This is a genomic window from Oryzibacter oryziterrae (genome assembly GCF_021864535.1).
Lineage (GTDB): Bacteria > Pseudomonadota > Alphaproteobacteria > Rhizobiales > Pleomorphomonadaceae > Pleomorphomonas > Pleomorphomonas oryziterrae.
In genome coordinates, this window is the sequence record NZ_JAKJIC010000028.1 from 1 (window position 1) to 22,234 (window position 22,234).

Annotated in this window: 19 protein-coding genes; 16 read left to right on the forward strand and 3 right to left on the reverse strand. The window is 64.4% G+C overall.

Translation table 11 applies throughout. From position 1 onward, the window contains the following. Positions 1-222: 222 nt before the first annotated feature. From L2I41_RS19780 to L2I41_RS19805, 6 genes are all read left to right on the forward strand, one after another. On the forward strand, positions 223-2,148 hold the full coding sequence (locus L2I41_RS19780; RefSeq protein WP_237155327.1) for an ABC transporter ATP-binding protein: 1,926 nt from the start codon (positions 223-225) through the stop codon (positions 2,146-2,148). A 274-nt stretch (positions 2,149-2,422) separates the two neighbouring features. Then, on the forward strand, positions 2,423-2,986 hold the full coding sequence (gene petA, locus L2I41_RS19785) for a ubiquinol-cytochrome c reductase iron-sulfur subunit (protein ID WP_237155328.1): 564 nt from the start codon (positions 2,423-2,425) through the stop codon (positions 2,984-2,986). Positions 2,987-3,012: 26 nt separating this feature from the next. After that, positions 3,013-4,263, forward strand: coding sequence for a cytochrome b (locus L2I41_RS19790; protein ID WP_237155329.1), 1,251 nt, complete (start codon positions 3,013-3,015; stop codon positions 4,261-4,263). Positions 4,264-4,287: 24 nt separating this feature from the next. Beyond that, a complete protein-coding gene (locus L2I41_RS19795; RefSeq protein ID WP_237155330.1) occupies positions 4,288-5,157 on the forward strand; it encodes a cytochrome c1 in 870 nt (289 codons plus the stop codon). 168 nt (positions 5,158-5,325) lie between these two features. After that, complete coding sequence (locus L2I41_RS19800) at positions 5,326-6,555, forward strand: hypothetical protein (protein ID WP_237155331.1); 1,230 nt, start codon at positions 5,326-5,328, stop codon at positions 6,553-6,555. Between the two features lie 132 nt (positions 6,556-6,687). Further along, on the forward strand, positions 6,688-7,215 hold the full coding sequence (locus tag L2I41_RS19805; RefSeq protein WP_237155332.1) for an adenine phosphoribosyltransferase: 528 nt from the start codon (positions 6,688-6,690) through the stop codon (positions 7,213-7,215). Positions 7,216-7,233: 18 nt separating this feature from the next. Here the strand turns inward: L2I41_RS19805 and epmA are convergent, their stop codons facing one another. Then, positions 7,234-8,286, reverse strand: a complete 1,053-nt coding sequence (gene epmA / locus L2I41_RS19810; protein WP_237155333.1) for an EF-P lysine aminoacylase EpmA — start codon at positions 8,284-8,286, stop codon at positions 7,234-7,236. Between the two features lie 106 nt (positions 8,287-8,392). Here epmA and efp point away from each other — a divergent pair, with 106 nt between their 5' ends. Beyond that, positions 8,393-8,962 (forward strand): elongation factor P, encoded by a 570-nt coding sequence (gene efp, locus L2I41_RS19815; protein ID WP_237155335.1) that lies wholly within the window; start codon positions 8,393-8,395, stop codon positions 8,960-8,962. Between the two features lie 71 nt (positions 8,963-9,033). Here the strand turns inward: efp and L2I41_RS19820 are convergent, their stop codons facing one another. Together L2I41_RS19820 and L2I41_RS19825 are read right to left on the reverse strand one after the other, a co-directional pair. Continuing rightward, positions 9,034-9,474, reverse strand: coding sequence for a MaoC family dehydratase (locus tag L2I41_RS19820; RefSeq protein WP_237155336.1), 441 nt, complete (start codon positions 9,472-9,474; stop codon positions 9,034-9,036). Positions 9,475-9,477: 3 nt separating this feature from the next. Beyond that, the gene (locus tag L2I41_RS19825) at positions 9,478-9,891 is read right to left on the reverse strand and encodes a MaoC/PaaZ C-terminal domain-containing protein (protein ID WP_237155337.1); all 414 of its coding nucleotides are present in this window, start codon (positions 9,889-9,891) and stop codon (positions 9,478-9,480) included. Between the two features lie 614 nt (positions 9,892-10,505). On the opposite strand from L2I41_RS19825, the gene mraZ reads away from it, so the two are divergent. From mraZ to murG, 9 genes are all read left to right on the forward strand, one after another. After that, positions 10,506-10,985 carry a division/cell wall cluster transcriptional repressor MraZ gene (gene mraZ, locus L2I41_RS19830; RefSeq protein ID WP_237155339.1) on the forward strand — a complete coding sequence of 160 codons (480 nt, stop codon included), beginning with the start codon at positions 10,506-10,508 and terminating at the stop codon, positions 10,983-10,985. After that, a complete protein-coding gene (rsmH, locus tag L2I41_RS19835) occupies positions 10,982-11,983 on the forward strand; it encodes a 16S rRNA (cytosine(1402)-N(4))-methyltransferase RsmH (RefSeq protein WP_237155340.1) in 1,002 nt (333 codons plus the stop codon). The genes mraZ and rsmH overlap by 4 nt, the downstream gene beginning before the upstream one ends. A 3-nt stretch (positions 11,984-11,986) precedes the next feature. Continuing rightward, positions 11,987-12,400 (forward strand): cell division protein FtsL, encoded by a 414-nt coding sequence (gene ftsL / locus L2I41_RS19840; protein ID WP_237155341.1) that lies wholly within the window; start codon positions 11,987-11,989, stop codon positions 12,398-12,400. 15 nt (positions 12,401-12,415) lie between these two features. Continuing rightward, positions 12,416-14,146: a peptidoglycan D,D-transpeptidase FtsI family protein gene (locus tag L2I41_RS19845; protein WP_237155342.1), complete on the forward strand. Its 1,731-nt coding sequence runs from the start codon at positions 12,416-12,418 to the stop codon at positions 14,144-14,146. Positions 14,147-14,385: 239 nt separating this feature from the next. Then, the gene (locus L2I41_RS19850; protein ID WP_237155343.1) at positions 14,386-17,262 is read left to right on the forward strand and encodes a UDP-N-acetylmuramoyl-L-alanyl-D-glutamate--2,6-diaminopimelate ligase; all 2,877 of its coding nucleotides are present in this window, start codon (positions 14,386-14,388) and stop codon (positions 17,260-17,262) included. Positions 17,263-17,434: 172 nt separating this feature from the next. Then, positions 17,435-18,538, forward strand: coding sequence for a phospho-N-acetylmuramoyl-pentapeptide-transferase (gene mraY, locus L2I41_RS19855; protein ID WP_237155344.1), 1,104 nt, complete (start codon positions 17,435-17,437; stop codon positions 18,536-18,538). Between the two features lie 13 nt (positions 18,539-18,551). Further along, complete coding sequence (gene murD / locus L2I41_RS19860; RefSeq protein ID WP_237155345.1) at positions 18,552-19,949, forward strand: UDP-N-acetylmuramoyl-L-alanine--D-glutamate ligase; 1,398 nt, start codon at positions 18,552-18,554, stop codon at positions 19,947-19,949. Beyond that, positions 19,949-21,112 (forward strand): putative lipid II flippase FtsW, encoded by a 1,164-nt coding sequence (gene ftsW / locus L2I41_RS19865; protein WP_237155347.1) that lies wholly within the window; start codon positions 19,949-19,951, stop codon positions 21,110-21,112. The genes murD and ftsW overlap by 1 nt, the downstream gene beginning before the upstream one ends. A gap of 6 nt (positions 21,113-21,118) precedes the next feature. Then, on the forward strand, positions 21,119-22,234 hold the full coding sequence (gene murG, locus L2I41_RS19870; RefSeq protein ID WP_237155348.1) for an undecaprenyldiphospho-muramoylpentapeptide beta-N-acetylglucosaminyltransferase: 1,116 nt from the start codon (positions 21,119-21,121) through the stop codon (positions 22,232-22,234).

Genomic DNA, 22,234 nt, shown 5'->3' on the forward strand with positions numbered 1-22,234 from the left:
TCGCCGCCAGGCCTGCAAAACGCAAGAACACAAACCACACGATAAAAGCTCATCACAAATACAATCACACACAAAAACACAAACGCCCCGTGCCAGAAATGACACGGGGCGTTTGTACGTTCTGGGGATTGGGACCAGTTCTCCCGATCAAATTCCGGAGATCGAGGGGCCTGCTTCTGCCTTTTCGCTTGCCGCCTTCTGCGGAATGGGCACAGTCAGGCCATGCTTACCGTGATCCGCTCAGCCTTCGGCGCCCTGTTCTCCTTCTTTGAAAGCCGCATCGACCCGTTCAAGCCGACGCAGGGGCAGCACCCGCTGACGCCGCCGACCACCAATTGGAAAATGCTCCGCTTTTTCCTGGGTGAAACCGGTTGGCCGCTGTTGCTGATGGTCGGCCTCACCGCGGTGACGACGCTGATCGAGATCGCCGTCCCCGTCAGTATCGGCAAGCTGATCGATACCGCCACGCAGCATGACGCCGACGCGGTGCGCGAAGTGCATGTGCTCGACTATGCGGTGTTCGTGCTGCTGCTTCTGGTGGTGCGGCCGGCCTTCGGGCTTCTCGCCTCGCTGGTGCGCAATCAGACGCTCTCGCGCAATGTCGGCACGCTGGTCCGCTGGCGCACCCATGAATATGTGGCCAAGGCCGACATAGCCTTTTTCCAGGGCGACTTCGTCGGCCGCATCGCCACCAAGGTGACGCAGACGGGGCAGGCGATCCGCTCGCTGATCCGCCTGTTCACCGACCAGCTCCTCTATGTGACGGTCTATCTCGCCGGCACCGTCCTCTATCTCCTGTTCCAGCATCCGCTGTTTGCGCTGCCCCTGATTGGCTGGGTTGTGATCTACGGCGCGGTGATGTGGCACTATATTCCGCGTAGCCGGGCCATTGCCCGCCAGGTGGCGGAGACCGGGTCGATCTTCTCCGGCCGTCTCGTCGACGGCTATTCCAACTATCTGATCGTGCGCCTGTTCACCGGTCTCGGCCGCGAGGATGCCTTCGTGCGCGACGCGCTGGAAGACGGTGTCGCCGCGTCCGGCGCGCAGCAGCGCATGCTCACGGGCATGACGACCTTCCTGACGCTTCTCAACGGTGCGCTGCTCGCCTCCGGCGGCGTGGTCGGTCTCCTGCTGTGGCAGCACCGGCTGGCAACGCCGGGCGAGGTGGCCGGTGTGATCGCATTGATGCTGCAGGTGCAGCAGATGTCGCGCGTCACCACCATGAACCTCTCCGACCTCTTCGAGAGCATCGGCACGCTCGAGGATTCCGTCCGCTCGCTTTCCAAACCGCAGACGGTGATCGATGTGCCCGCGGCCCAGCCGCTGCGCATGGCCGGCGGCGAGATCGCGCTGGACAAGGTGCTGTTCGATTACGGCCGCGGGCGGCCTGCCGGCGCGCGCGCCATCGACGGCATCTCGCTGACCATTCGTCCGGGCGAGCGGATCGGTCTGGTAGGCCCGTCGGGCGCTGGCAAGTCGACGCTCGTCAACCTGTTGCTGCGGCTCTACAATCTGGAAGGCGGGCGCATTTCCATCGATGGGCAGGACATCGCTTCCGTCACCCAGGACAGCCTGCGCAGCGCTGTCGGCGTGGTGACGCAGGACACCTCACTGCTGCATCGCTCCCTGCGTGACAACATCAAATACGGTCGCCCCGACGCCAGCGATGCCGACATGATCGCCGCTGCGCAGCAGGCACATGCGGACGGTTTCATCGATGACCTGCAGGATCAGCGAGGGCGGCGGGGCTATGAGGCCTTTGTCGGCGAGCGCGGGGTGAAGCTGTCCGGTGGGCAGCGCCAGCGTATCGCCATCGCCCGCGTGCTGCTGAAAAACGCGCCGATCCTGGTGCTGGACGAGGCGACAAGTGCGCTCGACAGCGACATCGAGGCGGCGATCCAGGAGAGCCTCGACGATCTGATGGCGGGCAAGACGGTCATTGCCGTCGCCCATCGCCTGTCGACGATCGCGCGCATGGACCGGTTGATCGTGATGGATCAGGGGCGAATCGTCGAAGAGGGAACGCATGCCCAACTGATCGGCGCGGGGGGGCTCTATGCCCGCCTTTGGGCGCGCCAGAGCGGCGGTTTCATGGGGGTGGAACCGGTCGGCGAGGCTGATGCGAGCGCCATCAGTGTTGCAACGTAGTCCGGTTGATTGGAATCAAGGGGGTATCCGACCAATTTCGCAGCTGCGACAACTGGACTTTCCCCGGCGTTGGTGCAAAAAGAACGCCGATCGGATGTCCGTAGCATGGCCAATTGGTGTCATGCTGATGGTATCTGTACTAAATGGACGGATTTTACCGCGTGTTCGGGCGGCCGCTGTCGGGGGCGGGGCGCAAACTTGCGGCACATGACAATTGGCTGCCGGCGGTTCGCAAGCCGACGACGGTGGTCAATCCGCGCGAAAGGAAGAGACCTTGGCTCACAGCGATACCACGGCTGAACCTACTCGCCGCGACTTCCTGCTGCTCACCGCCGGCGCATTTGGCGCTGTTGGCGTGGCATCGGTGGCGTGGCCCTTCATCGACCAGATGAATCCTGATGCGTCCACGCGAGCGCTCGCTTCGATCGAGGTCGACATCTCCGCCCTGCAGTCGGGCCAGTCGATCACCGTGCTGTGGCGCGGCAAGCCGGTCGTCGTGCGCAACCGCACCGACAAGGAGATCGAGGAAGGCAAGGCGGTCAAGCTCGAAGAGCTGAAGGACCCGATCGCCCGCAATGCCAATGTGGATCCGTCGGCCGACGCCACGGACGCAAACCGCTCCGCCAAGGACAAGGAAAACATCCTCGTCATGGTCAAGGTCTGCACCCATCTGGGCTGCATTCCGCTCGATGAGTCGGGTGAGTTCGGCGGCTGGTTCTGCCCCTGCCATGGCTCGCAGTACGACACGGCCGGCCGCATCCGCAAGGGGCCGGCGCCGGAGAACCTGCCGGTTCCGGTCTACGCCTTCACTTCCGACACCAAGATCCGCATCGGCTGATCCGCTGCTCTCACGCGAGGTAATCCATGTCCGGTCATTCGACCTACGAACCCAAGTCGGGCATCGAGAAGTGGCTTGAGAAGCGCCTTCCGATCGTTCGTCTGCTGCACGACGCTGGTGTCTCCTATCCGACGCCGCGCAACCTGAACCCGCTGTGGACCTTCGGCGGCATTCTCGCCATGATGCTGGTGATCCAGATCGTGTCAGGCATCGTGCTGGCCATGCACTATGCGTCCAACAGCGCGCTCGCTTTCGACAGCGTCGAAGGCATCATGCGCGACGTGAACTGGGGCTGGCTGATCCGCTACATCCATGCCAACGGCGCGTCGATGTTCTTCATCGCCGTCTACATCCACATCCTGCGCGGCCTCTACTACGGTTCCTACAAGGAACCGCGCGAGCTGTTGTGGGTGCTGGGCGTGATCATCTACCTGCTCATGATGGCCGCCGGCTTCATGGGCTATGTGCTGCCCTGGGGCCAGATGTCCTTCTGGGGCGCCACCGTGATCACCAACTTCTTCACCGCCATTCCGGTGATCGGCCAGCCGATCCAGACGCTGCTGATCGGCGGCTTTGCGGTGGACAATGCCACGCTGAACCGCTTCTTCTCGCTGCATTATCTGGTGCCGTTCATCATCGCCGGCGTCGTCGTGCTGCATATCTGGGCGCTGCATGTGGTCGGTCAGAACAACCCGCTCGGCATCGACGTCAAGAGCGAGAAGGACACCGTTCCCTTCACGCCCTATGCGACGTCGAAGGACGGGCTGTTCATGGTGCTGTTCCTGGTGTTCTACGCCTGGTTCGTGTTCTACCAGCCGAACTATCTCGGCCACCCGGACAACTACACGCCGGCCAACCCGCTGGTGACGCCGGCGCATATCGTGCCCGAATGGTACTACCTGCCGTTCTACGCCATCCTGCGCGCCATCACCTTCAACATCGGCCCGATCGACTCCAAGCTCGGCGGCGTGCTCGCCATGTTCGGTTCGATTGCCGTGACGGCCTTCCTGCCGTGGCTCGATACGTCGAAGGTTCGCTCGGGTCGGTTCCGCCCGCTGTTCAGGATCGCCTTCTGGCTGTTCGTGGCGGCGGTGCTGTTCCTCGGCTACCTCGGCTCGCAGCCGGCTGACGGCAATGCGGTGCTCTATGCGCAGGTCTGCACGGCCTACTACTTCGCCTTCTTCCTGATCATCCTGCCGGTGCTCGGCTTCATCGAGAAGCCCAAGGCCCTGCCGAACTCGATCATCGAAGACGTGCTTGCGAAGTCGAAGCACTGATTGCCTGACGGAAAGGATGTCATCATGAAGAATTCCATGATCCGTTGGGCGTCGACGGCCGTTATCGGCCTCGGCCTTGCGGTGGGTTCGGTCGCTGCGGCGACCGCCCAGGAAGCGGGGGCTGCTCCCGAATTTCCGCTGAAGAAGCCGGTTCACCAGAGCTGGTCCTTTGGCGGCATCTTCGGCCAGTATGATCAGGCCCAGTTGCAGCGCGGCTACAAGGTCTACAAGGAAGTCTGCTCGGCTTGTCACTCCATGCGACTGCTGAAGTTCCGCAACCTTGCCGACGAGGGTGGCCCGCATTTCAGCGAAGAGCAGGTGAAGGCGCTTGCCGCCGAATACACCATCCAGGACGGTCCGGACGACAATGGCGAGATGTTCGATCGCCCGCGTCTGCCGAAGGATCCGTTCCCCTCGCCGTTCGCCAACGACAAGGCGGCGCGCGCGGCCAACGGCGGCGCCCTGCCGCCTGACATGTCGCTGCTCGCCAAGGCGCGTGCGGTGCATTCCGGCTTCCCGTGGTTCCTGGTGGATATGATCATCCCCTATCAGGAGCAGGGTCCGGACTATATCGTCGCCCTCATGAACGGCTACCAGGATGCGCCGGCCGATGTGAAGGTGCCGGACGGCCTCAACTACAACCCCTATTTCCTCAGCAACTTCGCCATTGGCATGCCGAAGCCGCTGTCGGACGGGCAGGTTGAGTATACCGACGGTACGCCGCAGACGGTGGAGCAGTATTCCAAGGACGTGTCTGCCTTCCTGATGTGGGCCGCCGAGCCGCACCTCAACGAGCGCAAGCAGCTCGGCCTCAAGGTCATGCTGTTCCTGATCACCTTCGCGGGTGTTCTGGCGCTGCTGAAGCGCAAGATCTGGCTCAACACGCCGCACTGATCAGTGCGGTTGATGCAAAGTGCTCGAGGGGCCCGCAAGGGCCCCTTTTTGCGTTTAGGGGGCAACGCTCGTTCTACGCTTTTTGATGCCCGCGCTTTTTATGCGCCAATCCTCTTGCAAAGACATTTTGCACTGTGGATTATTTCTGGATTGTTTCGGGAGGATTTTATGCGATTTTTTCAGTGTCTGACGTTGGCTGCGGCGATGCTTGCGGCACCGCTCTCCGCCGCTGTGGCCGCACCGCTTGCCTTGACCAAGGCCGATGGCCAGTCTCAGGACGCTCCGGGTGAGGTTTCAGCCGACGCAGCGGGCTTTGTGATGGGCTGGGTGCGCACCAAGCTGTCGCCGGCCTTTGAGCTGTCCGTGCGGGCGCGGCAGTTCTCGTCCACCGGTGCGGCCGTCGGCAAGGAACTTGTGTTCGACAAGCAGCCTTCCATGCTGGCAGACCCGGTCGTCTTGCCGGTGAGCGGCAGCAAGGTTGCCGCCTTCTGGCTCAAGCCAGCGACGGGGCTGGTTGCCCGCCTCGGGGACACGGCCACGGGCGTGCTCGGCGCCGAGAAGACAGTTCTCTCCAGCGCCGCCGATCTGATTGCCGAGGTGAATGCCGATGTCATCCGGTTGACGAACGGCAACTTTCTCGCGTTGACCTACAAGTATGACAAGTCTGCGTCGCCTCTTGCCAAGCGGGTTGCGGTCACACTCATCGGCCCGGATCTCAAGGTTCTGAAGAAGGGCAGCTTCGTGCCGGGGCCGAAGGCAAGCTATGTGGCGACCGGGGCTTCCGATTTCACAGCCGTTCCGCTTTCGGGCGGCGGCGCCCTTGTGGCCTACCGCAATCGTCTCGACGGGGCGATCTATGCGGTGACGGTCGATGCGGCCGGCACTCCCGGCACGCGTGCCGTCAAAGTCAACCAGAAGTCCTCGCCGCTGGGTGTTGCCGGACAACAGGTGGAGTTCGAGGTTGAGGGCGCGCGCCTGGCAAATGGCAATGTGGCGATCGTCTGGACCCGCATCGGCAGCACGGTGGACGACGATGCCTTTGATATCAGCTATCGAATCCTCAAGCCTTCCGGGGCTGCGGTCAGCGGTGAGTTGAGCGCCACAGCCAGTCTTGCCGAGTCCCAACTGTCGCCCGACATCGCCGTCTTGCCGGGCGCGGGCTTTGCCCTGTCCTGGACCAACAATGGCTTGCCGGCACAGGGGCGGCCTCGCTCCTATGTTCTGCGGAAATTCGGTGCGAGCGGGACGCCTGCGGCTGCCCCGAAGGTGGTGTTCACCGGCCCTCGCAGCACGAACAGCCAGGCGTCGGAGCTTGTGGCCGCCGGATCCAAGGTGGTCGTGATCGGCGCTGCTGGCTCATCGACCACGACATTGCAAGGGTTCCTGACGGCGCCCTGAGCACCTCGTGACCTCGCGAGCACCCCTGTGCTTGGCTGAGGCCCCCCTGTGTCCGGCTCACAGGCTGGTTGAACCGTCGCGGTGGCTTGACTACAAGGAGGGGTAAGTCACCGCTCAGACGAGTCCCCCTTCATGAACCTTGCCGATACGATCCGCGCCATCCCCGACTATCCCAAGCCGGGGATCATTTTCCGCGACATAACCACGCTGCTCGGCAATGCCCGCGCGTTCCGCCGCGCCGTTGACGAGCTGGTGCAGCCCTGGGCCGGCGGCAAGATCGACAAGGTGGCCGGGATGGAGGCGCGCGGCTTCATTCTCGGCGGCGCCGTCGCCCATCAGCTGAGCGCCGGTTTCGTGCCGATCCGCAAGAAGGGCAAGCTGCCGCACGAGACCGTCTCGATCGCCTACAGCCTCGAGTATGGCATCGACCAGATGGAGATGCACACCGACGCCATTCTTCCGGGTGAGCGCGTGCTGCTTGTCGACGACCTGATCGCCACCGGCGGCACCGCCTGCGCCGCCTCGGCCCTGATCCGCCAGATCGGCGGCGTCATCGAGGCCGCCTGCTTCATCGTCGATCTGCCGGAACTCGGCGGCGCCGACAAGCTGCGCGCCATGGATGTCAACGTCCGCTCGCTGGTGGAGTTCGAGGGGCACTGAGGCTGAAAGGGGCGAGCCTCACACCTCGCCCCACATCACGTCCTTGATCGAGCGGGCGCCGCTCGCCACGATCACCAGCCGTTCGAAGCCGAGCGCGATGCCGGATGCCTGGGGCATATGAGCGAGGGCGGCGAGGAAATCCTCGTCGATCGGATAGGTCTCGCCGTAGATCGCCTGCTTGATCGCCATTTCCTCTTCGAAGCGCCGGCGTTGCTCGGCCGGGTCGGTGAGCTCGCCGAAGGCATTGGCCAGCTCGACACCGCAGGCATAGAGTTCGAAGCGTTCGGCGAGGCGGCTGTCGCGCGCGACCGGGCGGGAGAGGGCGGCTTCGCAGGTGGGATATTCATGGAAAATGGTCGGCCTGCCCATGCCGAGGTTCGGTTCCACCGATTGCACGAGAATGCGTGAGTAGATGTCGGTCCAGCTGTCGTCCTCGACGACGCGATAGCCGCGAGCGATCGCCTGGGCCGCGAGGCCGTCGCGATCCGGCGCGCCGGCGGGATCGGGGTTCAGCGTCGTCAGGAGATCGATGCCGGCGTAACGCTCGAAGGCCGCGCAGACCGACAGCCGTTCCGGCTCGGCGAAGGGATCGGCCGTGCGGCCCTTCCAGGTGAACTCCTTGCGTCCGAGCGTTTGAGCGGCAAGACGCATCAGTTCGGTCGCGTCGTCCATCAACTGCTCATAGGGCGCACCGGCGCGATACCATTCCAGCAGGGTGAACTCGTTGGAATGCAACGGCCCGCCCTCGCGGTTGCGCCAGACGCGGGCGAAGTCGAAGATGGCGGTCTCGCCGGCCGCCAGCAGCTTCTTGGCGGTGAACTCGGGCGAGGTGTGCAGATAGCGCGTCACGGGCAGGCCGTCGGAGCCGATCTTCTCGGTTCGGAAGGCGTGCAGATGTGCTTCATTGCCGGGCGAAACCTGCAGCGCCGGACATTCCACCTCGGTGAAGCCGCGGTCCTCGAACCAGCGGCGCACCGCCGTCTTGATCCGGCCACGGGCTTCAAGGAACGGGCGGCGCGCCAAATGGCGTTCCGTTGACCACCAAGGCGACTCTTCTGGGCCAGAATGCATCTCGCCTCTTCCTTTTCTCGCGCAAAAATGTCAGGAGAGACGCGAACTGCGCCGGGGCTCGCGTCTCGACGGGCGCGTACCGCTATTTTTAAAAACGTGAGACATCATGGTCAAGGTCATCGCTAGCCAAATCCGCAAGGGCAATGTTGTCGAGCTCGACGACAAGCTGCATGTCGTTCTTCTGGCTGAAAGCTTCCATCCGGGCAAGGGCACGCCCACCACGCAGATCGATATGCGCCGCATCAACGACGGTGTGAAGGTGTCTGTGCGCTACAAGACGACCGAGCAGGTCGAAAAGGCGCTGATCGACGAGCGTCCCTATACGTTCCTCTATGAAGAAGAGCATGGCTTTGCCTTCATGCAGATGGAAACCTACGAGCAGATTTCCGTGCCGAAGGAAGTCGTCGGCGATCGTGCGCCTTTCCTTGCCGAGAACATGGAATGCCATGTGGGCGTCTATAACGACCTGCCGATCTCCATCGAGCTGCCCGCCCGCATGACCCTGGAAGTGACCGAGACCGAGCCGGCTGTGAAGGGCCAGACGGCTGCGTCGTCCTACAAGCCGGCCGTGCTGTCGAACGGCGTGCGCACCATGGTGCCGCCCTTCGTGACCATCGGCACCCGCATCGTGGTCATGACCGAAGACGCCTCCTACGTCGAGCGCGCCAAGGACTGATCGGTTCGATCAGCGCCGAGACCATCGAAAGCCCCGGATCGGCAACGGTCCGGGGCTTTTTGCATTTGCGGTCAGTCGTCGATCGGAAACAGCACGTTGCCCTTCATCTCGAAGGCGATCTCGCCGTTCTGGTTCACCGCTTCCGAGTGACAGGTGATCACCGCCCAGCCGGGGCGGCTCTTCAGGCGGCGCTTGTGCGAGACGTGGGTTTGAAACGTTAGGTGATCGCCGGGGCGCACCGGCTTCAGCCAGCGGATATGTTCCATGCCCGGCGAAATGCCCGCGACGGAGCCCTGGGCTTGCCAGTGATCGACGGTCAGTCGCATCCACACGGCGCAGACATGCCAGCCCGAGGCGATGATGCCGCCGAAATGGCTGTCGCGCGCGGCGGAATGGTCGATGTGGAAGGGCTGCGGATCGAAGTCTCTCGCAAAGGCGAGGATTTCCTGCTCGCTGAAACGGTGGTTGCCGATATCCAGCGGTACGTCGATGAGGATCTCGTCATAGCGCATGGGTCAGCGTCCGATGATCAGGGTGGCGGTCATGGAGAAGACCTCGTCGCCCGTCTGGTTGCGGGCCGAGAAATGCACCTCGGCATAGCCGCGATCGCCGCGCGAAGAGGGGCGAATGCCCAAGATCGCATAGCGCGTCTCCAGCTGATCGCCGATCAGCACCGGCTTGATCCACTTGAGATCGCGCACGCCCGGTGAACCCATGGACTTGTAGCGGGCGAGGAAGTTGTCGGCGATCAGGCGCATGGCAAGGCTTGCCGTGTGCCAGCCCGACGCGGCGAGTGCCCCGAGCGGCGAGGCCTTGCCGGCTTCGTCGTTGAGGTGGAAGGGCTGCGGGTCATAGGCGGCGGCAAAGGCCAGCGCCGCCTGCCGCTCCACGGTGATGCTGCCGAGCGAACCTTGCTCGCCGGCCGTCATGGCTTCAAATCCCGATGGTTCCATGGTTGTCCGCTTTATCCGATGTTTGCCGATCTAGATGCCATGGGCGGCGGCCTTGCGCCAGCCGACCTTCGGGCAGAGCAGCCGGATCGGCTGCAGGATGGGATGGCATGGGACGCCGCCGAAGATCGCCATTCGCCCTGCGGCTTCCTCTCTTCCGCCTGTCGCGTGTTGTGGTTGCGTCGGCTGGAGGTCTTGAAATCCCTTGGTTTCGCGCGCTTTGGCGCTCTTCCGTCCCGGGGCGGCACTCGGCGTGAACCAGTTGTTAAGCCTAACGGTCGATAAATGAGAATTGCTGTTGGCAAGTGAACGGCTCATTTGTCCTTTCGTTGACGCCCATATGATCCCATGTTATCCCAAATTATCCCAAGATTGCAGGTTGGCGGATGTGTTTGCGGGCGCCTGTGGGAGACGCATTCGGCGGTCCGAATTGGCAGATTTTGCCGGTTTGCCTCTCGCAGAATGCAATGAACACCGTCGCGGCCGGGACGCTGGTCGAAGGGCGAATCAAGGGATCGGGTGGCGGGCAGTCAGCTCTCGCCATTTCGTGGTGGCAGTGGGTGAGCCGCGGCATGTCCGGGCTGCGAGGGTAGATGAACGGGTTCGTATCGCGCACCACCAACAGGATCGATCGCAAGGGGCGGGTTTCCGTCCCTGCGGCTTTCCGTCAGGTGTTGTCGCGCGATGGCTTCGAAGGTCTCTACTGCTATCCCTCGATCGACATGATGGCCGTGGACGCTGGCGGCAATGCGCTGCTCAGCGAGATCGAGAAGCGGCTCTCGCATTTCGAACCCTTCACCGAAGATCACGACTATCTCTCGACGGCTTTCTACGGCCTGTCGGACCGGCTGACCATGGACGCGGAAGGCCGCATCAGCCTGACCCCGGCGCTGATCGAATATGCGGGGATCGCCGAGGAGGTGACCTTCGTCGGGCAGGGCTACAAGTTCCAGATCTGGGAGCCGTCTCGCTATCTCGAACACGAGGCCGAGGCGCGTCGGCGCGTGATGGCGCTGCGCAAGGGGGGCTTGCGCCCCGGTGTGGCCTCCGTCGTCGGGGAGGGCTCGGCATGACCACGCTTGCGGCTCCTCATATCCCTGTTCTGTTGGCGGAAGTTCTTGCGTCGCTGAAGCCGCTCGAGGGTGGCGTCTTCGTTGATGGCACCTTTGGCGCCGGCGGCTATACGCGCGCCATTCTCGATGGTGGCGCCGGTCGCGTCATCGCCATCGATCGCGATCCGACGGCGATTTCGGCCGGCCAGGAGGTGGTGGCAGCCTATGACGGGCGGCTCAGCCTGGTGCATGGCCGCTTCTCCGAGCTCGACGCCATCTCTGCCGATACGGCCGGCGCACCCGTCGATGGCGTGGTGCTCGACATCGGTGTCTCTTCCATGCAGCTCGACCGCGCCGAGCGTGGCTTCTCCTTCCGCGCCGATGGCCCGCTCGACATGCGCATGGGGCTCGACGGCCTGTCGGCCGCCGATGTGGTCAATACCTTCGAACCGCGCGATCTGGCGCGCCTGCTCTGGGTCTATGGCGAGGAAAAGCAGTCGAACCGCATCGCCCGGGCCATTGCTGCACGGCGCGAGACGCAGTCGTTCACGCGGACCCTTGAGCTGGCCTCGACCATCGAAAGCGTGCTCGGGGCCAAGCGCTTCGGCGAAATGCACCCGGCAACCCGCTCCTTCCAGGCGCTGCGCATCTTCGTGAACGGCGAACTGGATGAGCTGATTGCCGCTCTTGTTGCCGCCGAAAAGGCGCTGAAGCCCGGCGGTCGGTTGTCGGTGGTCACCTTCCATTCGCTGGAAGACCGCATCGTCAAGCGCTTCTTCGCCGATCGGTCGCGCGAACGGGCCCAGGGCTCGCGCCATCAGCCCGATCTTGCGGTGCCGCCGCCGACATTCCGCGTCGAGGGGCGTCAACCGATCGATGCGGGTGAAGCCGAACTGGGTGCCAATCCGCGCGCCCGCTCCGCCAAGCTTCGCTTCGGCATCCGCACGGACGCGCCGGCCCGTGATGCCGATCGGGACGCACTTGGCGTTCCGCGCTTTGTTGTCGGGGGGACGAGATAAGCCATGACCCGATACATCAACTTCCTTCTGGTGTTCCTGATGGTGCTGTCGGCAGCGGCCGTCTACGACATGAAATACGAAGCTGAGCTTGCCTCGGAAAACATCCGCAAGCAGGAAGCGCGCGTGTCGCAGACCCGCGAGGACATCAGCCTGCTGAAGGCGGAATGGGCGCTGCTCACGCGTCCGGCCCGCATGCAGGAACTCCTCAACCGGCACCAGAACATCCTGAACCTCGTGCCCATGAGTTCCGACCATATCGGGACCCTGGCCGATGTTCCCGACAAGCCTGTGGCGCCGCCGCCCGATGCCAAGGACACCGACGCGAAGGTGCAAGCCCAGGCCTCGATCCAAAACCCAAAGCCGACCGATACCACCCCCGACGACACGTCATCCGAGGATGACGGCCTGATCCACTGAGAAGAGACCGGAACGATGAAAGTCCGCTTTGCATTGCCGCATCTCTTCCGCAAGGCGCCGGTTGCCGCCGCCGAGCCCATGGCCTTGCCGCCGGTGCGCGGACGGGGCGACATGATGCGCTCGCGCCTGTTCCTCACGGCGGCCCTGTTCGTCTGCGTCTATGGTGCCATCAGTACCCGCCTCGTGCAGATGGGTTTTTCCCAGCTGGAAGATACGGCGGCGCTCGGCAATGCCCAGCGGGCGGTGTCGGCTTCCCGGCCTGACATTCTCGACCGCAATGGCGAGATCCTCGCCACCGACATCAAGTTCGCCTCGCTTTATGCCGAACCGCGCCGGATCATCGATCCGGACGAGGCGACGGAGCTGCTTTCGACCGTCTTCCCCGATCTCGGCTCGGATGCAGTGCGCCAGAAGCTCGCTTCCAAGCAGGGCTTCGTGTGGTTGAAGCGCGAGATCACGCCGCCGCAGCAGGAAGCCATCCACAAGCTCGGCATCCCCGGCATCGGCTTCCTCACCGAGAACAAACGCTTCTACCCCTCGGGCCGGACGGTCGGCTTCGTGGTCGGGCATGTGAATGTCGACAACCAGGGCATCGCCGGCATCGAGAAATACATCGATGACCAGTGGCTGGGGCAGTTGCAGAAACTCGGCATGGCCGACGACAATTCGCTGCAGCCGATCCGTCTCTCCGTCGATCTCCGCGTGCAGCAGGTGCTGCATGACGAGATGTCGGCTGCCATGCAGCGCTATACCGCCAAGTCTGCCGCCGCGGTGGTGATGAACGTCAAGACGGGCGAAGTCATCGGCATGTCCTCCATGCCCGACTATGACCCGAACAATCCGGTCGAAGCGCTCGATCCGGACCGCATGAACCGCGCCTCCTCAGCCGTCTACGAGATGGGCTCCACCTTCAAGCTGTTCGCCACCTCCATGGCGCTCGATTCGGGCAAGGTGCATCTGACCGACAGTTTCGACGCGTCGTCGTCGCTGAACATCGGCGGCTTCACCATTCACGACTTCCATGCCAAGGGGCGCGTCCTCACCGTTCCCGAGATCTTCATCTACTCCTCGAACATCGGCACCGGTCGCGAGGCCCTGCGCGTTGGCTCCGCCGGCCAGCAGGAGTTCCTCAAACGCATCGGCCTGATGGACAAGGTGCCAACCGAGTTGCCGGAAGTCGCCCGGCCGATCCTGCCCAAGCGCTGGTCGGATCTGGTCACGGTCACCGTGTCCTTCGGCCATGGCATTTCGGTGTCGCCGCTGGCCACGGCCATGTCGGCCTGCGCCGTGATGAACGGCGGCACGCTCATTCCGCCCACCTTCTTCCCGCGCACCGAAGACCAGGCCAAGCTGCTGGGCAAGCGGGTGATGAAGCAGTCCACATCCGACCAGATGCGCTATCTGATGCGCCTCAACGTGGTCAATCCCGGCGGTTCGGGCAAGCGGGCGGATATTCCGGGCTATCGCGTCGGCGGCAAGACCGGTACGGCCGAAAAGGTCGTCAACGGCCGCTATTCCGCCAACAAGCGCTTCAACGCCTTCCTCGCGTCTTTCCCGATTGACGATCCGCAGTATCTGGTGCTGATCACCCTCGACGAGCCCAATCCGGAAAAGCCCGGCTTGCCGGCCACCGCCGGCATGAACGCTGCACCGACGGCGGCGAACGTCATCGGGCGCATAGCCCCCATGCTGAATGTGGAACCACGCTTCGATGACGTGGACATGCCGCTTCTGGCAGCTTATTGAGCGTCGCGTTTCCAGAGCATTTCCCGATCGAGCGGAAACGTCTGATCGGGTTGGAAATGCTCCAGTTTGAAAGGCCTGAGCAGCCTCTTTTCGATCAGGTTGATGCACCCTGATCGGCGGATGCTCAAGGCGCAGAGTACAAGCGTTGCGTTCGTTTTTTGTTGGCGTCCTCATTTCGATCGCAAATCGGGGGCAGGGTGCCGCGCCTATTGCGATCGTTGAAATTCAGGAACGTAACGATGAAGCTCGCCGAACTTGCTCCCGACATTCTCACGTCCGACCCGGCGTTGCGCCGGATCGACATTGCGGGTGTCACGGCTGACAGCCGTGCCGTGCAACCGGGAACCCTGTTTGCAGCCCTGCCCGGGACCAAGGTGCAAGGCGTCGAGTTCATTCCGCAGGCGGTTGCCAACGGCGCGGCCATCATTCTCGCCGGCGCCAACGATCCCATTCCCGACGGCCTCGCCGTTCCCGTGCTGCGCGACAGCGATCCGCAGCGCCGCTTCGCCCGTCTGGTCGCGCGCTTCTACGCGCCGCAGCCCAAGTCCGTGGTGGCGGTGACCGGCACCAACGGCAAGACGTCGGTCGCCTCCTTCGTGCGTCAGATCTGGCTGGCACTCGGCCATGAGGCCGCTTCGCTCGGCACTATCGGCGTCACCACGCGGACCGAAACCTCCTATGGCAACATGACGACGCCGGACCCGGTGACGCTGCACCGCACGTTGCAGGACCTCACCGCCAAGGGCATCGATCATGTGGCGATGGAGGCGTCCTCGCATGGCATCATGCAGCGCCGTCTCGACGGCCTGACCATTGCCGCCGGTGCCTTCACCAACCTGTCGCGCGACCATCTCGACTATCACGGCACCATGGAAGCCTACATGGCGGCCAAGATGCGCCTGTTCGATACGGTGCTGGAGCCCGGCGCCGCTGCCGTCATCAATCTCGACGACAAGTATGGCGAGGCTTTCGCCTCGGCTGCCCGCATTTCCGGGCTCAACCTGATCACCGTTGGTGCCCAGGGCACGGGTATCCGCATCATCGATGTGGAGCGCGATGGCTTTGCCCAGAAGGTGACCGTGGAAGTCGGCTCGGGCCAGCGCAGCCTGCGCGTGCCGCTGGTCGGCAACTTCCAGGTCTCCAACGCTCTGGTGGCCGCAGCCCTTGCCGCAGCCGACGGTTCGGTGCGCATCGAGGATGCGCTCGACGCGCTGTCAGACATCAAGGGCGCCCGTGGCCGGCTGGAACTCGTCGCCTATTCGCCCACCGGTGCGCCGATCTTCGTCGACTACGCCCATACGCCGGCGGCGCTGGAAGTGGCGCTCGAAACGCTGCGTCCCTATGTGCAGGGCAAGCTGGTGGTGGCTTTCGGTGCTGGTGGCGACCGCGATCGCGGCAAGCGGCCCGAGATGGGCGCCGTTTGCGAGCGCCTGGCCGATGTCGCCATCGTCACCGACGACAACCCGCGTTCGGAAGATCCCGCCGATATTCGCGCCGCCGTTCTCGAAGCCGCGCCGGGCGCGCTGGAAATCGGCGATCGCGCTGAGGCCATTCGCCACGGCATTTCGCTGCTCGGCGACGGCGACATCTTCCTCGTCGCCGGCAAGGGCCACGAAACCGGGCAGACCATTGCCGGCGTCGTGCATCCCTTCTCCGACCATGAGGCCATCATGGACGCCTTGCCCGGTGTGCAGTCGGCCGAAGGGTCGCTGTGGCAGAGCGAGGAGTTTCTCAAGGCGCTCGGCGGCACCGAGGTCGGCTGGGTGCCGTCCCTCAACGGCGTGTCCATCGACAGCCGTTCGGTCGAGCCGGGCGACGCCTTCTTCGCCATTCTCGGCGATCGCTTCGACGGTCACGACTTCGTGCCCGATGCCCTGCGTCGGGGCGCCGGCGTGGCGGTGGTGTCGGAAGCGCGCCTGCCGACGCTGCCGGAAGGCACCGGCCCGCTTGTGGTGGTCGACGATGTGCTCGACGGCATGCGCCGCCTTGCCGCGCGCGCCCGGGCTCGTTCGGCGGCCAAGATCATCGCGGTGACCGGCTCGGTCGGCAAGACGTCGACCAAGGAAGCGCTGCGCCATGTGCTGGAGCCGTCGGGTTCGGTGCATGCGTCCGCCGCCTCGTTCAACAATCACTGGGGCGTGCCGCTGACGCTGGCCCGCCTGCCGCGCAGCACCAAGTTCGGCGTGTTCGAGATCGGCATGAACCATGCCGGCGAGATCACGCCGCTGACCAGGCTGGTGCGGCCGCATGTGGCGATCATCACCACGGTCGCCGCCGTGCACATGGAATATTTCCCCTCCGTCGAAGCCATTGCCCGTGCCAAGGCCGAGGTGTTCGAGGGGATCGAGCCCGGCGGCACCGCCGTCATCAATCGCGACAACGAATGGGGGCCGCTCCTGGCCTCGATCGCGCGGGAGCAGGGCGTGAACGTGGTCTTCTTCGGCGAGCATGCCGAGGCGGATGCACGGCTGACCAAGTTCGTGCTGCACGAGGATTGCTCGACCGTCACCGCCGATCTCATGGGCGAGGCCATCACCTACAAGATCGGTGCGCCTGGTCGGCACCTGGTGGACAACTCTTTGGCCGTGCTGGCGGCGGTGAAGCTGGTGGGCGGCGACCTGCCGCGCGCCATGCTGGCGCTTCAGCATCACGAACAGCCCAAGGGCCGTGGCAAGCGGCATAACCTGCGCGTCTACGGCGGCAATGCGCTGCTGATCGACGAGAGCTACAACGCCAATCCCACCTCCATGCGGGCGGCGATTGCGCTGCTCACCCAGACCGGCCAGGGCAGCCGCCGCCGTCATGTGGCAGTGCTCGGCGACATGCTGGAACTCGGGCCGCAGTCGGCGCGCCTCCATGCCGAACTGGTGGAGCCGCTCAAGCAGGCTCAGGTCGATACCGTGTTCTGCTGCGGTCCGCTCATGCACAATCTCTGGCAGTCGCTGCCCAAGCCCATGCGTGGTGCCTATGCCGAGCAGGCCGCAGGTCTGCAAAGCGCGCTTCTGGACGATCTGCGCGCCGGCGACGTGGTCATGGTCAAGGGCTCGCTTGGCAGCCGTACGGGGCAGTTGGTAGAGGCTCTGATTTCGAGATTCGGGGCAGAGAATCAAATATAAGGGCCGAAACCAAGGTGATGGAAATCGAGCGCTGTCCGGTTTCGTGATCTCGATGTCAGGATTGACGCGGATGCGGATGGCACTATCGGGGGTGGGATCATATCGGGCAGGGGGTTGAACATGGACCAGCCGATCGGATTTCGCTGAACTGTTATTTGGAGACTGAGGTAAAATGCTGGTCTACTTGGCCGATTGGGCCGGGCAAATTTCCGTCTTGAACGTCTTTCGGTACATCACCTTTCGCACGGGTGCGGCCGTCATCACGGCCTTGATGTTTGTCTTTCTGTTCGGGCCGATGATCATTTCCTCGCTGCGCGTGCGGCAGGGCAAGGGGCAGCCGATCCGTACCGATGGCCCGCAGAGCCATCTGGCCAAGAAGGGCACGCCCACCATGGGCGGCCTGATGATCCTCTCGGGCATCCTGGTGGCGACGCTCCTGTGGGCCGACCTCAAGAGCCCCTATGTCTGGACCGTCATCGTCGTCACCGTGGCTTTCGGGGCCATCGGCTTCTACGACGACTTCCTCAAGGTCACCAAGCAGTCGCACAAGGGGCTCTCGGGCAAGGCGCGGCTGATGCTGGAGGCGCTGATCGCGGCGCTGGCGACGCTGGTGATCACCAAGGCCGGTCAGGCGCATCTGGCGCCGGAAGAGGCGCGCATGGCGACCTCGATGGTGCTACCCTTCTTCAAGGACTTCGCGCTGAACCTCGGCCTGTTCTTCATTCCCTTCGGCGCCATCGTCATCGTCGGTGCGGGCAATGCGGTGAACCTCACCGATGGCCTCGACGGCCTGGCCATCGTGCCGGTGATGATCGCCGCCGCCAGCTTCGCGCTGATCGCCTATCTGGTCGGCAACGCGCTGTTCGCCAACTACCTGCAGATCCACTATGTGGAAGGCACCGGCGAGCTCGCCGTGGTCGGCGGGGCCGTGGTCGGCGCCGGTCTCGGCTTCCTCTGGTTCAACGCGCCGCCGGCCGCCATCTTCATGGGCGACACCGGATCGCTGGCGCTCGGCGGCCTGCTCGGCACCATCGCCGTTGCCGTCAAGCATGAGATCGTGCTTGCCATCATCGGCGGCCTGTTCGTGCTGGAAGCGGCGTCGGTGATCATCCAGGTGGGCTCGTTCAAGCTGACGGGCAAGCGGGTGTTCCGCATGGCGCCCATCCACCATCATTTCGAACATCTGGGTTGGACAGAGCCGCAGGTGGTGATCCGCTTCTGGATCATTGCCGTGGTGCTGGCTCTGATCGGGCTGTCCTCTCTCAAGCTACGCTGAAGGAAACCCGGCGATGATTCCGATTACATCCCTCAAGGGCAAGCGCGTCGCGGTCTTCGGTCTCGGCGGCTCCGGGCTGGTGACCGCCCAGGCGCTGATCGCCGGGGGCGCGGATGTCATCGCCTGGGACGATTCCGAAGCCTCGCGCGCTGCCGCCGCCGAACGCGACATTCCCGTCGTCGATTGGCGCGGTACGGAGTTCGGGGCCTATTCGGCGCTCGTGCTGGCGCCCGGCGTGCCGCTCACCCATCCCGAGCCGCACTGGACGGTGAAGATCGCCCAGGAGGCCGGCGTCGAGATCATCGGCGACGTCGGGCTGTTCTCGCGCGAGCATGACGCCCGCTCGCCGGATTCGCCCTTCATCGCCATCACCGGCACCAACGGCAAGTCGACCACCACGGCGCTGGTCGCCCATCTCCTGCGGTCGGCCGGTCGCGACGTGGAGATCGGCGGCAACTTCGGCCCGCCGGTGCTGGGGCTGCGCGATCTCGTGCCCGAGCGCCACTATGTGGTCGAGTGCTCGTCCTTCCAGATCGATCTTGCTCCCAAGATGGATGCCACGGTCGGCATCCATCTCAATCTCACCGAGGATCACCTCGACCGGCACGGCACCATCGAGGGCTATGCCGCGGTCAAGGAAAAGCTGGTGCAGGGCGCCAAGGTGGCCGTGGTCTGCACCGATGACAGCTGGTCGCTGGCCATGGCCGAGCGGCGTGAGGCGCGTGGTCTCGAGACCTTGCGCATCTCCACCCAGCAGTCGGTGAAGACCGGCGTCTGGGCCATTTCCCAGCGGATCATCGAGCCGCATGGCCTCACCCAGACCGTCGTCTACGATCTGCATGGTCATCCCGTGCTGAAGGGCGTGCACAATGCCCAGAACGTTGCCGCCGCCGTCGCCGCGGTGCGCCGCGTCGGCCTGACGCTCGACCAGGTGCGCGAGGGCATCGCCAGCTTCCCCGGCCTCGTCCATCGCATGGAGCCGATCGGCAAGGCCGAGGGCGTCACCATCGTCAACGACTCCAAGGCCACCAATGCGGATGCTGCCGCCAAGGCTCTGGCGAGCTTCGATCGCATCTACTGGATCGCCGGTGGCAAGCCCAAGACCGGCGGCATCGGTTCGCTGGAAAGCTTCTTCCCCAAGATCGCCAAGGCCTATCTGATCGGCGTCGCCGCCGAGGAATTTGCCGCCACGCTCGAGGGCCGCGTGCCCTACGAGATCGTCGAGACCATGGATCGGGCCGTTGATCGTTCGATCACCGACGCGCTCCTCGACGGCAGGGACGGCGTGGTGCTCCTGTCGCCCGCCTGTGCCTCCTTCGATCAGTATCGCAACTTCGAGGTGCGCGGCGAACACTTCCGCGAACTCGTGCTTTCCGATCCCCGAGTGAAGCCGTTTCAGGAGAAATCGTGATGGTTTCCCGCGCCGAACGCAGCAAGATCGCCGATTGGTGGTTCACGGTCGACAAGCTCCTGCTGGTCGCCTTCCTGTTCCTGATCTTTGGCGGCATCGTGCTGTCGCTGGCCGCCAGCCCGGCAGTGGCCGAACGCATCGGCATCGCCGACAGCTATTACTTCGTCAAGCGTCAGGCGATGTTCGCGGTTCCGGGCATCCTGGTGCTGATCGGCGTATCCTTCCTCGATCATCGACAGATCCGGCGCATGGCACTGGGCGGCTTCATCGTCTGCATCGTGCTGCTGATCGCCACGCTGCTGATCGGCCCCGAAGTCAAGGGCTCGCGCCGCTGGATCACCATCGTCGGCATCTCCATCCAGCCGTCCGAGTTCATCAAGCCGATGTTCGCCGTTCTGGCGGGCTTCCTGCTCGCCGAGGGGCAGAAGCGCCCCGAACTGCCAGGCCGGCTCTTCACCATCCTGCTGGTGGGCATGGTGGTGTCGCTTCTGGTCGCGCAGCCCGACTTCGGTCAGACCATGCTGATCTGTCTCACTTGGGGCGGGTTGTTCTTCATCGCCGGCATGTCCTGGTTCTGGATCCTCGGCCTAGCCGGCCTCGGTGCCGGCGGCATCATGGCCGCCTATACATTCGTGCCGCACGTGCGCAGCCGTATCGAGCGCTTCATGAACCCGGAAGCGGGCGATACCTATCAGGTGCAGACCGCCCAGGACGCCTTCATCAACGGCGGCTGGTGGGGGCAGGGCCCGGGCGAGGGCACCTACAAGCGCATCCTGCCCGACAGCCACACCGACTTCGTCTTCGCCGTGCTCGGTGAAGAGTTCGGCCTCATCCTCTGCATCTGCCTCGCCATGGTCTTTGCCTTCGTGGTGCTGCGCGGCCTCAGCCATGCGCTGCGCGAGAACGACGGCTATGTGCGCCTGGCGACCGCCGGTCTGGTCATGCAGTTCGGCCTGCAGTCCTGCATCAACATGGCGGTGAACCTTCATCTCATGCCCGCCAAGGGCATGACGCTGCCCTTCATCTCCTACGGCGGTTCGTCGCTGGTGGCGGTGGCGCTGTCCATGGGCATGCTGCTGGCGCTCACCCGTCGTCGCCCCGAGCAGACCCGCTATGTGGCGCCGATCGAGTTCACGCCGCTCTCCTATGGCGCGCGGAGCTGACGGCCGATGGCAAGACCCATTCTCATCGCGGCAGGCGGCACCGGCGGGCATCTGTTCCCGGCGGAATCGCTCGCCCATGAACTGATCGCCCGTGGTTACGACATCCATCTGGCCACCGACCATCGCGCCACCAACTACGGCCATGAGTTTCCGGCGACGGCGACGCATATCATCGCCTCGGCCACCTTCGGCGATCGCTCTCTGATCGGTCTCGTGAAGTCCGGCTTCCGCCTGGTGCGCGGCCAGATCCAGTCGCTGGCCCTGGTGTCACGCCTGAAGCCCGCGGTCGCCATCGGCTTCGGGGGCTATCCCACGCTGCCGCCGCTGCTCGCCGCGAGCCTTCTCGGGCGGCCGACCATCGTGCACGAAGCCAACGCGGTGATGGGGCGGGCCAACCGCTTCCTGGCGTCCCGCGTGACGGCCGTGGCCACTTCCTTTTCCGAGACGGGCCTGTTGGGCGACGCCGGCGCCAAGGCCGTGTTCACCGGCAATCCGATCCGTCCCAAGGTGCTCGCCGCCGTCGCGCCCTATGATGCGCCTGAGGCCGGCGGCAAGCTGCGCCTCGTTGTCTTCGGCGGCAGCCAGGGCGCACGGGTGTTTGCCGATTTGGTTCCGCCGGCGCTCGAACGCCTGCCGTCGTCCATCCTCGATCGCCTGCGCCTCGTCCAGCAGGTGCGCGCCGAGGACATGGACCGGGTGGGCGCCGTCTACGGCCGTCTCGGCCTCGACCATGAGATCGCGCCCTTCTTCACCGATCTGCCCGAACGCATGGCGGCGGCGCATCTGGTGGTCTGCCGTTCCGGCGCCTCGTCGGTGTCCGAGCTCACCGTGATCGGCCGCCCGTCGATCCTGGTGCCGCTGCCGCACGCCCTCGACAACGACCAGAAGACCAACGCGCTCGGTCTCGAAAAGGCCGGTGGCGCAATCATGGCCGAGCAGGCGTCACTGACGCCCGACCGTCTCGCTGGCCTCATCGCGGAGCTTGCGGACGATCCCGCGCGTCTCACCGCCATGGCTGCTGCGGCGAAGGCCGAAGGCCGGCCCGATGCCGTCCGCCGCCTCGCCGATCTCGTCGAACACATTGCCAAGGGCGGCAAGCCCGCCGACACTTCAAGGACCTGA

What these genes read in the sequence shown, in the direction of transcription:
- L2I41_RS19780 (WP_237155327.1), top strand. Translation starts at nt 223, where the DNA reads ATGCTTACCGTGATCCGCTCAGCCTTCGGCGCCCTGTTCTCCTTCTTT.
- L2I41_RS19790 (WP_237155329.1), top strand. Translation starts at nt 3,013, where the DNA reads ATGTCCGGTCATTCGACCTACGAACCCAAGTCGGGCATCGAGAAGTGG.
- L2I41_RS19795 (WP_237155330.1), top strand. Translation starts at nt 4,288, where the DNA reads ATGAAGAATTCCATGATCCGTTGGGCGTCGACGGCCGTTATCGGCCTC.
- L2I41_RS19800 (WP_237155331.1), top strand. Translation starts at nt 5,326, where the DNA reads ATGCGATTTTTTCAGTGTCTGACGTTGGCTGCGGCGATGCTTGCGGCA.
- L2I41_RS19805 (WP_237155332.1), top strand. Translation starts at nt 6,688, where the DNA reads ATGAACCTTGCCGATACGATCCGCGCCATCCCCGACTATCCCAAGCCG.
- epmA (WP_237155333.1), bottom strand. Translation starts at nt 8,286, where the DNA reads ATGCATTCTGGCCCAGAAGAGTCGCCTTGGTGGTCAACGGAACGCCAT.
- efp (WP_237155335.1), top strand. Translation starts at nt 8,393, where the DNA reads ATGGTCAAGGTCATCGCTAGCCAAATCCGCAAGGGCAATGTTGTCGAG.
- L2I41_RS19820 (WP_237155336.1), bottom strand. Translation starts at nt 9,474, where the DNA reads ATGCGCTATGACGAGATCCTCATCGACGTACCGCTGGATATCGGCAAC.
- L2I41_RS19825 (WP_237155337.1), bottom strand. Translation starts at nt 9,891, where the DNA reads ATGACGGCCGGCGAGCAAGGTTCGCTCGGCAGCATCACCGTGGAGCGG.
- mraZ (WP_237155339.1), top strand. Translation starts at nt 10,506, where the DNA reads ATGAACGGGTTCGTATCGCGCACCACCAACAGGATCGATCGCAAGGGG.
- rsmH (WP_237155340.1), top strand. Translation starts at nt 10,982, where the DNA reads ATGACCACGCTTGCGGCTCCTCATATCCCTGTTCTGTTGGCGGAAGTT.
- ftsL (WP_237155341.1), top strand. Translation starts at nt 11,987, where the DNA reads ATGACCCGATACATCAACTTCCTTCTGGTGTTCCTGATGGTGCTGTCG.
- L2I41_RS19845 (WP_237155342.1), top strand. Translation starts at nt 12,416, where the DNA reads ATGAAAGTCCGCTTTGCATTGCCGCATCTCTTCCGCAAGGCGCCGGTT.
- L2I41_RS19850 (WP_237155343.1), top strand. Translation starts at nt 14,386, where the DNA reads ATGAAGCTCGCCGAACTTGCTCCCGACATTCTCACGTCCGACCCGGCG.
- mraY (WP_237155344.1), top strand. Translation starts at nt 17,435, where the DNA reads ATGCTGGTCTACTTGGCCGATTGGGCCGGGCAAATTTCCGTCTTGAAC.
- murD (WP_237155345.1), top strand. Translation starts at nt 18,552, where the DNA reads ATGATTCCGATTACATCCCTCAAGGGCAAGCGCGTCGCGGTCTTCGGT.
- ftsW (WP_237155347.1), top strand. Translation starts at nt 19,949, where the DNA reads ATGGTTTCCCGCGCCGAACGCAGCAAGATCGCCGATTGGTGGTTCACG.
- murG (WP_237155348.1), top strand. Translation starts at nt 21,119, where the DNA reads ATGGCAAGACCCATTCTCATCGCGGCAGGCGGCACCGGCGGGCATCTG.